Raw genomic sequence first — 14,458 nt, 5'->3', positions numbered from 1 at the left:
AATGGAGGAGCCAACACGAACGAATGCGCCACGATCACCTCATCACGAGCAAACAACTCTCGCGGGCGGACATCGAGACCGTTCTCGATCGGGCGGCCGAAATCGACGCCGATCCGGACGCGGTCGCTGATCGCCACGCAAACGCGCTACTTGGACTCCTCTTTTTCGAGCCGAGTACGCGCACGAAGATGAGCTTCGAAACCGCGATGAAACGGCTCGGAGGCGATGTCGTCGATATGGGGTCCGTCGAATCCTCGAGCGTTAAAAAGGGCGAAACGCTCGCCGACACGGTTCGGGTCATCGAGGGCTACACCGACGCGCTCGTTCTACGCCATCCGAAGCAGGGGGCTGCGGCGATGGCGAGCGAGTTCGTCGACGTTCCCCTCCTGAACGCCGGTGACGGCGCGGGTCACCATCCGACCCAGACGCTGCTTGACCTCTATACGATCCAGGAGAACGCGGGACTCGACGACCTGACTATCGGAATTATGGGCGATCTGAAGTACGGCCGAACCGTCCACTCGCTGGCCTACGCGCTGACCAACTTCGATACGCGCCAGCACTTCATCAGCCCTGAGAGCCTGCAACTCCCACGTGAGGTCGTCTACGACCTCCACCAGCAGGGCGAGGACACACAGATTCGAGAACACGACGCACTCGAGCCGGTCCTCTCCTCGCTCGACGTGCTCTACGTGACTCGAATTCAGCGGGAGCGATTTCCGGACGAAGAGGAGTACCGGAAGGTCGCGGGTGAGTACCAGATCGACACCGAGACGCTCGAGGCTGCAAGCGACGATCTGACGGTTATGCACCCGCTTCCGCGCGTCGACGAAATCGCCCCCGAGATAGACGATACCGACTACGCGGCGTACTTCGAGCAGGCACACAATGCCGTGCCGGTCCGGATGGCGTTGCTCGATCTGTTCTTGTGCGATCATGGAACGCGGACAGGGACAGGGGAAACGACAGCGACGGATGACACCGCGAACGGTAACGGAGGTGAAGCCGATGAGTGACGATCACGACCATCACGACGACAACGCGGCGCACGAACTCCGGGTAAGCAAGATTCAGGACGGCACTGTCATCGATCACGTCCGTGGCGGCCAGGCGCTTAACGTCCTCGCGATTCTCGGTATCGACGGGACCGAGGGCGAGGAGGTTTCCGTCGGGATGAACGTTCCATCGAATCGATTCGCGCGCAAAGACATCGTCAAGGTCGAGGGTCGAGAGTTGAGTCAAGACGAAGTCGACGTACTCACGCTGATCGCGCCCGACGCAACGATCAATATCGTTCGTGACTACGAGGTGGTCGAAAAGCATCGCGTCGAGCGCCCCGGGTACGTCGAAGGCGTGTTGTCGTGTCCGAACGCGGACTGCATCACAACCGGCGGCGAACCCGTGACATCGCGGTTCGAGGTGCTCCCGGACGGCGTTCGCTGTACGTACTGCGAGACGATCGTCCGAGAGGAGATCGCAGCGCTGATCGATACGGCCTGACCGGAACGGCCGGTTCACCAGTCCCGTTGATCGGCCACTCTATCGACGCGCCACACCGGTGTCGAACATGCGTATTTTCGAATCGAGAGGACTATCCAGAATAGCTAAATAGGAGCCGACCGAAACTCTAGGTGGATATGTCACGCACGGTTAAAGTCCTGCTTGCCCTGGTCGTTATCGCCGTCCTCTGGAAGGTCGTCTTCACCAGCTCGTCGGAGATCGACACCGAGGAAATCGAATACGAGCCAGCCGAGTAAGAACCCTGCATCGTCTTAGAAACGACTGAATCGACCCGAGACATCGTTCTGACACCCGCACAGAACGCACACGAGTTCACATCGTGACTTATCGGGTCGGTTCGCGTACTCGTACGACTACGACTCCCAGAATGAGTACACGTCGGCGTACGAGCGTGGATACACATAACGGATACGATCACCCCGATCCGAACGGCTTACGGGGACGGCGTCGTACCGTGAGCTATGTACGGCGTCGTCACCCGCAACGCTGAAGAGGTCCAGTGGCCGGAGTTCGACCGCGGCTTCTACGAGGTCAAGGACGTGACCGGCCGGTCCGCAGAGCCGATCGCGGACGGGGTGAACATGGTCTCCTGTTTCGGCGATAACGCGGCCGCAGACGCCGATCCGTCGCTCGTTCCGGTCGACGACATGGGGCGTCCCGCAACCAGGGATCGCCGGTACTTCGACTGGGCCTACATCTGTCCCTCGCGCGAGGACTATCGCGAGGGGCTGTTCGAAATCATCGACGATTGCGTCGAGGCGAACGAGGACGTGAGACTCGACGACGTTGGGTTTCCCCGACCCGAATACTGTCGCTGTGGCGTCTGTGAGCGGGCGTTTGCAGAGAGCGAGTACGAAGAGCGAAACGAGTGGCGTGCGAGCGTCATCACCGAGTTCGTCGCGGATGCCGCCGATCGCATTCCGGGACGGGTCTATCTGACGCTCTACCCTGATCCGTATCCGGGACACCTCTACGAGCGGGCCGGCCTCGACCTCGCAGCCCTCGAAGACTACGTCGACGAGTTCGTCGTGCCGCTGTACGACACGGCCTACGAGACGACCTACTGGCTCGAGACGATCGCGAAGGGATTCGAAAGTGAACTCGAGACGCCGTTCAGTATCGAGTTGTACGCGGTCAACGTCGAGGTTGAGAACCTGATCCGCGCACTCGAAGTGGCAGAACACTACGGCGAGAGCGTCCTCTTTGGATACGAAGCCTCGAACGCGCGAGCGGCACTGCGGCGGCGGCGAGCGGACGAGCGAGACGGTGTGTCACACGGCGAGCCGGAGTGACCGGCAATCGGTGGCGCGTCGGGTGAGAAATCGTTGCTGGATGGGGATGGGGAACCGATTCACTAGATCGGTGAGGACGACGGGTTATCGCGTGTCGTTACGACGGTCATCGTCGTCATCATCGCTCATCAAGCCGCTATCATCGTCGTCATCATCGCTCATCAAGCCACTATCATCGTCGTCATCATCCATCAGCCCGCTGTTATCGTCATCACTGTCGCCGATCAAGCCGCTATCATCGTCATCGTCGTCCATCAGTCCACTATCGTCGTCGCGATCCTCCCGCGTCGTCCCCGTCCGTCCTCCCGCATCGGTGTCCCTACCGGTGTCCGTATCCATCCCGGTATCACGCGTTCGGCTCGAGCCGGCATCGGTGCCAGTGCCGGTGTCCGTGTCCATTTCTGTTCCTGCTCCCGCTCCGGTGTCAGCGCCGGTGCCGGCTCCAGCGCCAGCACCGCTCATTCCGGCTCCTGTCCCGGACAGGTCACTCTGCAAGTGGACCTCGTCCGCTGTGACATCTGCGACCGAACTCTCCTGCAGTGGATACGCATCGTCTGTTCCGCCCCAGCCGAGTTTTGCCTTGATAGTATCCGTAATCCCAGGATTCGGTTCGACGTGCGCGGTGCCGTGGTCGACGTCGGCGATGATACCGATCTCATCACCCTCGGCGTTAATGACGTTCTTGCCGACGTCGTCGTCCGTAAATTGTGGAGACATTGCACTCAAATGTCTATCAAACACGACCAAGACGGTGCTGCTTGCGCTGGCTTGCGTGTCCATACCACAGCAGTAGCTCCCGTGAACAGTGGAACCGCAAGAACGTCCGTCTCACCAACTATCTGTGGTACGGACCAACCTATTCGTTGAACGCCGGATCGCGACCCTCGAGAAACGCAGCAACGCCTTCCTCGTGGGAATCGGTCGCACGAGCGTGTCCCTGAAGCAAATTCTCGTAATCTAGCGCCTCGGACCACCGACGGCCCAGATTCTCGTGTAGCGCCTGTTTCGTTATGCCAATCACATCCGTCGGTCGTCGGCTGAGTCGCTCGACGGTTTCGGTTACTCGCCCATCGAGTTCACTCGCGGGAACCGCTTCGTTGATCAGGTCGAGGTCCGCGGCGCGCTCGGCGTCGAAGAACTCGCCGGTGAACGCGAGTTTTTTCGCGGCCCGCAGGCCGATCAGGTGTGGGAGCATGAAGGTGCCGCCGGTATCCGGAATGAGGCCGACGCGGACGAACGCACAGGAGAAGGTCGCCTCCTCGGTGGCGTAGGCGATGTCCGAGAGAGCGACGACCGCGAGGCCGGCACCGACCGCGTCGCCGGACACCTTCGCGACGATCGGAACCGGACACTCGAGCATGGCTTCGACGACGCGGCCGAACGAGTTCGTGAGATCCTCGTAGGCCTCACGCGGCGGGTCGGGTTCCGTCGCCATCGCCTCGATATCGCCGCCGGCGCTGAAGGCGTCGCCCTCGCCAGTGATAACGATCGCGTGATACTCATCGGGGGACGCGTCGGCGATCGTCTCCGCCAGCGTCGTTGCTGTCTCGCGAGAAATCGCGTTGCGGACCTCGGGTCGGTCGAAAGTGATTGTCAGGATGCCAGCATCGCTGTCGATATCCATACCGGATGGACAGACGCCCAACTATTAATGGTGATGTTCCAGCCCGCTACTCGACGGCGACGCGTACCCGTGCCGTCAGTCGGAGGGAATGGGTTCGGTGACCGGTGCGTCTTCGGTGACGTTGAGTTCCGACGTGACGAGCGCCCGATAGGCCCGCCGCAATCGCTCGGACAGCGCCTGATGAGAGATATCGAGTTCTTCTGATAGCTCCTGCATCGAGACCTCTCGCGGAATCTCGAAGTAACCGTGATCGATCGCAGCCACCAGCGTCTCGTACTGTCGAGCGGTCAGCCCACACTGGGAGTTGCTCTCGGACTCCAGATCGAACAGGCGAACGATCGTCGGCGAGACGTCGTCTTCGGTGAGCCGATCGTAGAGCGAACTCACGTGATCCCGTTCGAGAACGCGGATGCTCAACAGCCAGGTGCCGTTCGATGCGGAGGCGCTCAGTACGGTCCCACCCTCCTCGATAACCAGCTCGAAGACGTTGACCGTTCCCGGTTTGAACTCGATGTCGTACAGCCAGCGGTCGTCGTCGCTGTTGATCAGCGAGTACTCATCAATCGCGGACGAGGTCGCCAATGCGTCGTCGATCATCTCCTGGGATGGCCCCGAAAGCCAAAGCCCATGCCCGTGCGAGGCGATCACGCTCTCCATCTCGCAGGTCAGTGAGGGAACGGCCTCGAAGAGGTCGCCCAGTCCGGTCCCGTCAGCCGAGAACTCGATGTCTGCGATCGATGTCATGGATTCGGTCCAATCGTAGGATAAGGAGCGCAATAACCCCTCATCCAAAGATATTAGCGGTGACAATCTTGACAGTCACTATCGATGGTATATAAAACAGCATTAGAGTCAGTTATGTCGAAATCAGCGTGAAAAGCGATGGCCAGTAGCGTGCCAAAACCGTTCTGGAAGTACAACTGTTTCGCTCACCACAGCAGCGGAGACAGTCACGTTGTTTTGAACGGCGAAACCGAACGCGAGCGACCCGCAAAATCGCAAGCAGTCGTTACCGTTGACGAACGGTCAATCGTCGTTCGAATACTCTGATGATTAACAGAAAATTTACGCGGAATATACGTAATACCCCAACCTCCAGAAGGGGGGACGTGACTTCAAACGACGGACGCGGTCAGCAGTTCAGTCGACGATCGTATCTAAAAGGCAGTCTCGTTGCGGCCGGGTCGGTGGCCTCACTTGCCAGTGTCGGCTCGGTAGCAGCGGCCGACGACGACGTACGGAGTCAGTACGACACCGTCATCGACATCGTCGAAGCCGGTGCAGATCCCGACGGAAACGAATCGATCACGCCCGTCCTTCGAGAGCACGTTGGAGACGATACGCTCCTCGAGTTCCCCGAAGGGCGATACTACATGGACGAACAGCTCCGGTTCACTGGCTTCGAAAACGTCGGCTTCGTGGGGGAGGACGCGACGCTCGTTCCGGCGAACTACCACGAGTTCGACGGCCCACAGTACCGACTATTCCGACTGGGAACGCACGAGGTTCCCGGCAACGACCTTCGGTTCGAAGGGTTCGACGTCGACCAGACCGCATCGGAAACGGGTATTCGTGTCATTAACGCGGAGGTCGAGGATGGCCTTATCGTTCGGAACGTGCGGATAGACGGCGTCCACGACAGCGGAACCTGGGGTCCCGGTCTGTTCAACGTGCTCGACCCCGATGGCGAGGGACTCGTCAATTGTTTCCACGCGCCTGACGGGGCCGTCCACGTCGACGAGACGCCGAACGAGGGCAACATGTGGCGCGGCGCGACCGGCGTCCACGTCAACGGGAACCACCGCGGGACGCTCGTGTTCGAGAACTGTATTCTGGGCGGCTTCCCGGATAACGGATTGTACTCTTCGAACCAGACGGGTCGAGTCGGCATCAGTGGCGGCTACTTCCGAAACAGCGGAACTGCCTCGATCCGACTCAACGGCTCGACCGCGGCAGTCAGCGGTGCAACGGTCGTCGTCGACGATGACCCACACGGCTCGGCGGGCCAACACGCGATTCGACTCGACGGCGGCGACCGATTTACCATCGAAGACGCGACGATCGCCGTCCCAGAACCAAACGGCGACGCCATCAGAGTCATGAGCGATGTCGACGAAACGAACATTTCGAACACCGATATCAGCGTCGGTGCACAGCCCGCAAACGGGATCCGACTCGATTCCGGCAACGGGCCGACGACCATCGAAAACGTCACCGTCGACATGGCCGGGAGCGCAAATGCCGTTCGCATCCTCGGCGAAGACGGCGGCGGCGTCGATCTGTCGAACGTCCGCGTCACCGGCGATGCACCCGGGACCACGCTTCGGCACGCAATCTTCTGTCAGCGCCACAATTGCCAGTTCACCGGACTCGACATCGACCAACCCGGCGACACCAGACGGCGCGGCATCGAACTCCGCGGCGAGAACTACACCATCTCCGACAGCGAGTTCGAAACGCGAGACACCCCGATCGTCGTCAACGGCGCGGCCGACGTGACGATCGAAAACTCTGCCGCCCAACCGATTGCGAACGCCAACTCTCTCCGCATCACAAGCGACTCCGGTGCCGTGCAGTTATCGGGCAACGAGTTCCCCGCCGGCGTTCGAGACGACCGGTAACCGGCCTTCAGGACTCGATTGACAGGTCGCTCGATTTTTTGAACTCGAGTTCGGAACAGGGGTTCCGGAGTTCATCTGCCGTGCATCACAGACGCTTCCCCTAGTATCGTTCCAACCGTCGACTGATGGTGAAACCGGCGACCGATCTCGATTTCACTCATCAGTTCAGCGTTGGAACGCCACTAGTGCCTGTTACCAGTAATATCGGTGCCACTGCGTGATGAGACGCACCACTCGACGGGTGAGGAAGAGACAGATCCGACACGAGCGGCAAGTACCTGCTCATACTGTCGGACAGAAGTCAATACTGTTCGTCACGAAAGCGGGCCGGGCGCGATTTGAACACACGGTCGGACGTGCTCGCTCCGCTGCGCGCGACCTCCCTGCGATTTAAACCACGCTAGCCGCGTTGCTCCTCGCGTGATTGCTCGGAGCAAAAGCGGGCCGGGCGCGATTGCGTCACGGCGCGGTGGCGCCGTGCAATCCGCGGATCCGTAGGATCCGCTAGGATAACACGCGACCGTCATCGCTCTCCCGCGAGACATAGTGGGTGCAGTCAATGCCGACCACAAATCCTGTCCCCGTTAAGTGCAGCCTCCTCCGCGCGCCCGTGTACACTGTTGCTGGCATCTGGAGACACACTGATGTCGAAATTAGAGCCACTCGAACCAGAAACAGCAGTCCAGATGTACCATCATCACCGCGAAGATGAGCTCGCGGAGTCAACCAAGCGCGCTCATCGGATGCGACTGAACCACTTCCTTCGCTGGTGCGACGAGCAGGGAATAGAGAATCTCAATAATCTCACCGGTCGGAAGCTACACCAGTTCCGCCTTTGGCGCAAACGCGACGGGGATCTCAACCGCGTCAGTGTCCGGACGCAGCTCAGTACCATCAAGCAGCTACTCCGCTTTTGCGAGACAATCGACGCTGTTGAGCCCGATCTCTACGAGAAAGTGGATGTACCGGAGTTAGACAAAGGAGAAAACGCTCGTTCTGTGATGATCAAGGTTGACGAAGCAGAGGAGATCCTCACCTATCTCGAGCGCTTTGAGTATGCGAGCATTCGACACGTAATCTTCTTACTTATGTGGCGGACTGCGATGCGGACTGGGGCCCTCCGCTCGCTCGATATCGATGATGTCGACCTTGAAGAGGGATATATCCAAGTCACTCATCGCGCCGAGTACGGGACACCGCTTAAGAACAAGTCAGGCGGAGAGCGATATGTCGCGATCAGGCAAGAAACATGCCACGTCTTAGAGGACTGGATTGAACACACCCATCCAGAAAAGACAGACGACTTCGGGCGGACTCCACTTATCGGAACAGACTATGGGCGTGTCAGTAAAAGCAACATCCGCAAGCAAGCCTACTGTGCGACAGCTCCTCAGACACGAGGAAAAGAATGCTCCTGTGACACTGACGAGCACGAATATGCCAAAATTCACGAATGTGATGATGCAGTCAGTCCCCACGCGCTCCGTCGTGGATCAATCACCCACATGATCCGATCTGATGTGCCGAAGGAAGTAGTATCCGACCGAGCAGACGTCAGTGGGGATGTCCTCGACAAACACTACAATGAGATGACAGAGAAAGAGAAGATGGAGAAGAGGCGTGGATATATGTCCAATCTGTGATCTAGTCGGAATCGGTAGACTCGTCGACCTGAGTCTCCATAATATCAGCTAATCTGGATCTGAGTCTGATGATTTCATTTTCCAGTCGTTTGTTCTCTTCTATAATATAGTTAATATTCTCTAAGTCATCCGGATCGACCCCACACTCCTCCAAGAGGTAGTTTAGCGTGTCTGGTTCACCAAGGACATCTGGCCCCTCTTCATTGACGTACGTTCGTAATGGATCGAGATCAACATCCGAGCCCGTACTCGACTCGTCACCGAGTCGGTTTATCCGTCTCAAAGACATCCGGATATTATGGATATCATTGATGTTACTAGAGACTAATTTGTATATCTCTCGTAACTTTGCCTCATTGGTTATAGCGACATCTGTTCTCTCGGTATTGTTGCTCATACCACCTTCAATTCTGCACTCTCTCGATAAAAGTTCTTTTTCAAATGGTAGATCTATTTTGTTATAGGTAGAAATAAATATACCATCGCATATGGGCCATTTATCATAATATTTCATAAGGAGCTATCTGAGAAATCAAAAGTCACTTCCCTGGTGCGACACAAAATCCGACGCGGATCTGTCAGAGGCACACCACCCTCGTTACCATATCCACCGACCACCACAGATCAGTTAGCGGGCGCTGCTCTCACCATCAATCATAGTTATCCGGTATCAGCCAGTAGTGTCCTAATGTGATGTCAGGAGATATCAACGATACCGTCAAAGACGAGTGGGAGGCGGAGACGTCCACCTTCCAGCGGGTGAAGTCCGTTGTTAGTAGGACGTACAACGGAAAAACTGTAGGAGAGATCGCGGATCGTGCTCTCGTTGATGAGAACACAGCACGAACCCACCTCGAGAATCTCGCTGAGGATGGGTTTGTCGAGACAGAAACTGGCGCTGATAGCCAAGCGACGTTGTATTCTCGGTCGTGGGAGTCGCTCACCTTCGAGCAGGCAACAGATATACTCGAGAATACAGACTCGGATGCACTCCTCACGAAGGTACAGGAAATGCAGAACGAGATTGGGGAATACAGAGAGAAAACCGGCCTCGATGAGCCTGAGGATATCTCTTGGGATGAGACAGATGCTGATGAGGAGGCTATTCTGCAGTGGAAGACAACTCGTCGGAATCTAAGCTTTGCGAAAGTCGCACTTGCGCTGGATCAGGCGGAAGATGTGGTATAGAATCTATCGCTCTATATCCGGCTCAGGCATCCTCACGTACCGATCGTTATCACGGATCGTGTAGTTGGAGTGTGTTGCACCGTTTGTGGGAGACTCCTCGAGATTCTCGTCTCGGAGAACGGCACTATTTCGCATCCAACCGCGGAACTCGACAGTCGCACCGTCGACGACCGCCACGACGAAAGCGTCTGCCTCCTCATGATCATATCCCTGCTTGATTAACAGCCAACCATTGTCGTACGTAGTGGCTTTAACATCGACATCGAGCATCTCATTGCCGATTCGGAGCTGCGCGTCGACTCCGTTGTCTCCGAGTGCAGAGACGCTCCGATCTACCTCGGCCTCCTCGTAGAGGATAGAGAGCGCTATCTCGGCCTTGATGCCGGTGACGTGGACATTCTCCCCGCTCTCGGGAGTGTAGTTTGTGTCTGCCGTCCGTCCGTCAGCATAACTCTGGTTGCGAGCACGTGCGATCTCCTCGACATCCTCCATCTCCTCATCGGTGAGCTCGATCGAGATGGAGTCCGCGCCGACCAACCCACGAGTCCAATCGGAATCATCAGTAGGCGATTCAACAGTTTTGCTGTCAGATCTAACAGCCATGCGACAATGGAAGAGGCCCAGAGTCAGCGCCGACTCTGGGTTAACACAGAGGAGATGGATGCACCAACGGCAAACGCGCCCAGTCCAGGGTGGATGGTAGCCAGCAGTCCGACAGCCAAGATCATCCAGTAGATGTGGATCGTCACTCCTCGATCACCTCTAGGATATCGAGCGTCGTATCGGTGCACTTCCAGAGATTCCCCTCACGAGGGCGCTCCTCCACGCGCTCTATGAGTCCGGCATCGCGGAGAGATCGGATGCTGCTACCGTGCAGCCCAAAATTAGACGCACTAAACGACTCGACTCGGTATCCGATCGTCATGATCGTATCCCAGTTGCGCTCAACCGCAAAAACCAGATCCTCGTCAGGGATGGCGGGGTAGCGGTCGTCATCGATTGCGTCGAGGATCTCTTCCCCACGTTGAGAGATTTGATAGTCTTTGACAGGGCCGGTGTCGATCGGAGCTTCCTCAAGGAGTCCGGCGTTAGAGAGCGTCCACACAGTCCCCTTGTCCTCGCGTATATGTCGGATACGGAATGTCTTGTCCCCGATCCGCTTGAGGAATGCTCGATGCTCATCAACAAGAGCGATCTGTCGCAGTCTTTCCAGTCCGATTCTACCGTTTTCTTTTTCAGACATTTGCGACAATAGCGACGAACTCAGTCGTGCCCTAAATGACGGCGCTGATCGTCCGGCGAACGTAGCCGGGGCGCTCCTTTACTTTTCGGCGATTAGCGAGATCGCTTGCCAAAAAGATGTGCTCGATCTCCGCCCGATCGAGTTCAAAGTCGATCATGTCCGCCTCCTGCCCCCACCAAGCGATCTTGGAGGCGAGCGAGGCATCAGCTCGAGATCGATCGTGGCTCCACTTTACCGAGTCCCAGGCAGTCGATCCCTCCTCAAAAAGGAGCGCAAAATCATCATCGTAACGGCACCCAGCCTCCACGATTTCGCACTCGCGGTCGGTGAGATCCAAGTGGGTGACGTCAGTCCTGTCGTCGTCGATGCCGACTGTGTTGTCAGAGTTACCTACATCGTCGTCAGTCGCACTCGACGACTCCCCGATGTGCTTGCGCTGGTGGGCACCAATCAGGCCCTCAGGTGCCTCCTCGATCGTCTCAGGAGTGCCAGAGATGTGTCGTCCGGTAAAGGTAAGATAGCGCTCGTGCTCGTACATCTCGATCCCGAGATTGTCGTTTTTGTGGCCGAGTTTGCCGTCGAGCCCACCCTCGACGAGGACGTGGACACCAGTCCCTGAGGGAGAGATCTCAGAGTAGCTCCCGAAGTCGTCGATGAGTCTCCAGGCCCACTCATCGATCTCTTCGTCGTGGACGACATCGTCCAGATCAATCCCGACGAGAGGCGTCCCGTCCAGCTGGAGCCCGACTCCATCGAGTCCGTCGTCACCGAGCTCCATCTGAGAGACGTCAACGGCATCCATCGCTCCCTCGAAGGTGACGCCGTTGTCGGGATCCGTGGGATCGCAGTTGTGCATCTTAACTGGCATTCGTGGATTTTTCGGGACTTTGGCTGTTTTTCCGTCCGTGCGCTCCTCAAGTCGGAAGCAGATCCAACACCCTTCGTCACGGATCGAGTCCGGGACAGTAAATGCACCCTCCTTGATCTCGATAGTGTCGTTCGTCTCGACAGACGTACGACTCTGTTGTTGCATCGTGGCAGACATAATTGCGACAGTGAGTGCTCGGGTGGAGATTACCGCCAGCCGATCCAACCGAGGGCCGTTACTTCCTTTTTAGAGCCGAGAGTCGTGCTCTGAACGGGATCCGTGTCGTCCGAGATGATATCTCCATCCTCGAGGGCACGCTCACGCCGATCCGAGCTCACCCTCGTGTGAGCGTTGATCGCTTCTGGTGGGATCTGTGGTACAGTCATTTGCGACATCTCGTCTCTTCCCCTCTTCACTCAATCAGTAGTCGTAGCGGGTACTTAAAGGAGCGACGGAGAAGTGTGCATGCTGAGACGGTATATAAATGCAAATCGGAATCGGGCGTCTGAGGGGTGTGCAATTTTATTCACGATCGTGTATAAGATCCGTTGTCTAAAACAACGTAGCAGACGTCCGATCCCAGAGGGTAAAGGCAGTCTCGGGAGCGAATAGAGCGCTCGGCGGGGATGACGTCGACGCCGATCACGAATGTGAGATCACTCGAGGACGTCGTCGGGGATCTGGCCGTGATCGATGATGACGACGCACAGTCGATGCCGACGTTAGGGATCCCAGTCGTGGTCGAGGCCGGCGAACGAGTATTCGAGGACGACGTGGGATCCAGACGTCTACTCGGCGCCGAGAGATCCCGCTTGGGCATCGACATCTGCTGACTGGACATGTCGCCAGCTCGAGGACGCTCTGTCGGCGCCGACAATGGCTACTCAGTCGACACCCACTCGTCGCGATCCTCCGCGCCGTAGAGCTCGTTGAAGAGCTCCGTTGTCCGGAGGGAGTCGTACACACGTCGGAGTCGGTCGGGATCCCCAGCAATCGTCCATGTGGATCCCTCACCCTGCTCGACGAGCTGTCGATCCTCGAGTTGAGCGAGGACATCCTCGAGATCCACGTCATCGTCGACGTCGTTATCAATCTGCCCTGAGATCTCCGATGTCGTTAGCAACTCACCTCGGTGCTCGTGGAGTACTACAAGGACTGACTCTACGATGGACATGTGCCACCCAACACGGTGATCCCCCTTGGGTGTGAGGGTGAGTGCTCTCTCTGTGTGTTGCACTGCATGGGTGGACGTGGTAATAGTACTGGTAGTGGAGGGAGTGGAGGTATCCCCATAGGGAGAGACATCGACAGTGGTACGATTGGATTTGCAGCAGAGTACAACACTCCGGAAGCCCTCGGCTCCGTACGAGCCCTCTCGCTGGGATATCGCGCAAACCGCGCGCGATAGGGCCCACCGAGAGAACTCGAGCGGGCCTCGCCCTTCCATTCCACCAGGCGTCGCGCCCGTCTGTCGATGACAGACGAACGCTCCATTACCGCAGACAGGATAGGCCCCTCCGGAGGGCCAAGCAACATCATCCGTCTGAATTGAGTTCACCGCTGGAGGGTACAGGACGCCCGACTGGTCGACTCCAATTCGACGACGTCGAGCTCGTTGGGGATCCGGCTGGCCGGATCTCGACTGGGGATCGCGTCAGTCACGAGTAGAGTGGGGATCGTCCGGCCTGACACCCAGATTCGTGCCCCGAAATGGTGATCGATGTCACCTAGACGACTGCAGGCCGTCAGTCGGCGAATTGGCGCTGCTCCAGCGTTACCCCACGGTTCCAATCTTCTCTAACTGTGGGGTAACTGTTGAGATCAAATATTCTGTATTGTTCTAACAATACAATACGCACACCAGGGTGTGGTTTCGACAGCCGTCGAAATCTATCCGGCCATATCTGTTTGGACTCTGGCTACTCACCTTGGAGTTGAGTGATTGAGCAGCAGATGGTAACTCTGATCAATTCTGAGAGCGCTCACAGTCGTTGAGAGCGTCCGCAATCCATCCTGAATGGTTTTGGTCGTCGAGAAAGAAAAACGTCGTCAATAGACTAATATAGTCCTAGAGAAGAGATTTGATTGAGGTTAATTTCTAACTAGGGAAACAAATCAGAGAGTGATGGACTGAGACGCCATAGAAGGCTAGCAGAGCGATTTGTTTGGAAAGGATGATGGAAACCATTCGGAAGCCACTGGATTGCGCTCAGCTGCCTCCTGTTGCCTCTCATAGCTTGCTAGCTACTAATCGATTCCCTCAGCCAGGGGATCCCCATCTGGCGACACTTGAGGACAACCATCCTCTGTGAGCTCACAGCGGGGAAGGGGACTACAGGGGATGGGGCCATATTAGGTTCCTAATTAGTCCCCATTCCGTTCGGATTGGGGTTGACACAGTGGTAGAGTGGTATTGGTAGTACTACGGTACAGCGGTAGTGTTGAACAAGACAGTTGT

The 14,458-nt window shown here is 57.3% G+C and carries 15 protein-coding genes; 7 read left to right on the top strand and 8 right to left on the bottom strand.

Translation table 11 applies throughout. From position 1 onward, the window contains the following. Window positions 1-23: 23 nt before the first annotated feature. The 3 genes from pyrB to C481_RS10965 all read left to right on the top strand — a co-directional run bounded on the left by pyrB (window position 24) and on the right by C481_RS10965 (window position 2,813). On the top strand, window positions 24-1,016 hold the full coding sequence (pyrB, locus tag C481_RS10975; RefSeq protein ID WP_006109276.1) for an aspartate carbamoyltransferase: 993 nt from the start codon (window positions 24-26) through the stop codon (window positions 1,014-1,016). Next, entirely contained in the window at window positions 1,009-1,500 is a 492-nt protein-coding gene (gene pyrI / locus C481_RS10970) for an aspartate carbamoyltransferase regulatory subunit (RefSeq protein WP_006109275.1), read from the top strand. The genes pyrB and pyrI overlap by 8 nt, the downstream gene beginning before the upstream one ends. A 482-nt stretch (window positions 1,501-1,982) precedes the next feature. Next, window positions 1,983-2,813 carry a hypothetical protein gene (locus tag C481_RS10965; RefSeq protein ID WP_006109273.1) on the top strand — a complete coding sequence of 277 codons (831 nt, stop codon included), beginning with the start codon at window positions 1,983-1,985 and terminating at the stop codon, window positions 2,811-2,813. 84 nt (window positions 2,814-2,897) lie between these two features. On the opposite strand, the gene C481_RS10960 is transcribed toward C481_RS10965, so the two are convergent. The 3 genes from C481_RS10960 to C481_RS10950 all read right to left on the bottom strand — a co-directional run bounded on the left by C481_RS10960 (window position 2,898) and on the right by C481_RS10950 (window position 5,181). Beyond that, complete coding sequence (locus C481_RS10960) at window positions 2,898-3,530, bottom strand: hypothetical protein (protein ID WP_006109272.1); 633 nt, start codon at window positions 3,528-3,530, stop codon at window positions 2,898-2,900. Window positions 3,531-3,669: 139 nt separating this feature from the next. Next, entirely contained in the window at window positions 3,670-4,437 is a 768-nt protein-coding gene (locus C481_RS10955; RefSeq protein ID WP_006109271.1) for an enoyl-CoA hydratase/isomerase family protein, read from the bottom strand. Between the two features lie 75 nt (window positions 4,438-4,512). After that, on the bottom strand, window positions 4,513-5,181 hold the full coding sequence (locus C481_RS10950; protein ID WP_006109270.1) for a helix-turn-helix domain-containing protein: 669 nt from the start codon (window positions 5,179-5,181) through the stop codon (window positions 4,513-4,515). Between the two features lie 443 nt (window positions 5,182-5,624). On the opposite strand from C481_RS10950, the gene C481_RS10945 reads away from it, so the two are divergent. Both C481_RS10945 and C481_RS10940 read left to right on the top strand, forming a co-directional pair. After that, on the top strand, window positions 5,625-7,058 hold the full coding sequence (locus C481_RS10945) for a hypothetical protein (protein ID WP_006109268.1): 1,434 nt from the start codon (window positions 5,625-5,627) through the stop codon (window positions 7,056-7,058). A 644-nt stretch (window positions 7,059-7,702) separates the two neighbouring features. Beyond that, window positions 7,703-8,701, top strand: coding sequence for a tyrosine-type recombinase/integrase (locus C481_RS10940; RefSeq protein ID WP_152422178.1), 999 nt, complete (start codon window positions 7,703-7,705; stop codon window positions 8,699-8,701). A gap of 1 nt (window position 8,702) precedes the next feature. On the opposite strand, the gene C481_RS10935 is transcribed toward C481_RS10940, so the two are convergent. Then, entirely contained in the window at window positions 8,703-9,098 is a 396-nt protein-coding gene (locus C481_RS10935; RefSeq protein WP_006109266.1) for a hypothetical protein, read from the bottom strand. 296 nt (window positions 9,099-9,394) lie between these two features. Between C481_RS10935 and C481_RS10930 the strand changes: the two genes are divergently transcribed. Further along, complete coding sequence (locus tag C481_RS10930) at window positions 9,395-9,889, top strand: winged helix-turn-helix domain-containing protein (RefSeq protein WP_006109265.1); 495 nt, start codon at window positions 9,395-9,397, stop codon at window positions 9,887-9,889. 3 nt (window positions 9,890-9,892) lie between these two features. Here the strand turns inward: C481_RS10930 and C481_RS10925 are convergent, their stop codons facing one another. The 3 genes from C481_RS10925 to C481_RS10915 all read right to left on the bottom strand — a co-directional run bounded on the left by C481_RS10925 (window position 9,893) and on the right by C481_RS10915 (window position 12,225). Continuing rightward, complete coding sequence (locus C481_RS10925) at window positions 9,893-10,426, bottom strand: hypothetical protein (RefSeq protein ID WP_006109264.1); 534 nt, start codon at window positions 10,424-10,426, stop codon at window positions 9,893-9,895. Window positions 10,427-10,634: 208 nt separating this feature from the next. Then, window positions 10,635-11,132 carry a hypothetical protein gene (locus tag C481_RS10920; RefSeq protein ID WP_006109263.1) on the bottom strand — a complete coding sequence of 166 codons (498 nt, stop codon included), beginning with the start codon at window positions 11,130-11,132 and terminating at the stop codon, window positions 10,635-10,637. 31 nt (window positions 11,133-11,163) lie between these two features. Beyond that, on the bottom strand, window positions 11,164-12,225 hold the full coding sequence (locus C481_RS10915; protein ID WP_152422177.1) for a hypothetical protein: 1,062 nt from the start codon (window positions 12,223-12,225) through the stop codon (window positions 11,164-11,166). 401 nt (window positions 12,226-12,626) lie between these two features. Here C481_RS10915 and C481_RS10905 point away from each other — a divergent pair, with 401 nt between their 5' ends. Beyond that, complete coding sequence (locus tag C481_RS10905; protein WP_006109260.1) at window positions 12,627-12,833, top strand: hypothetical protein; 207 nt, start codon at window positions 12,627-12,629, stop codon at window positions 12,831-12,833. 47 nt (window positions 12,834-12,880) lie between these two features. Here C481_RS10905 and C481_RS10900 read toward each other — a convergent pair whose 3' ends face one another. After that, complete coding sequence (locus C481_RS10900) at window positions 12,881-13,174, bottom strand: MarR family transcriptional regulator (RefSeq protein ID WP_152422176.1); 294 nt, start codon at window positions 13,172-13,174, stop codon at window positions 12,881-12,883. Window positions 13,175-14,458: the final 1,284 nt, after the last annotated feature.

The organism is Natrialba asiatica DSM 12278, assembly GCF_000337555.1.
GTDB lineage: Archaea > Halobacteriota > Halobacteria > Halobacteriales > Natrialbaceae > Natrialba > Natrialba asiatica.
The sequence above is the reverse complement of the archived record's forward strand: the minus strand, read 5'-3'. Positions and strand labels throughout refer to the sequence as shown.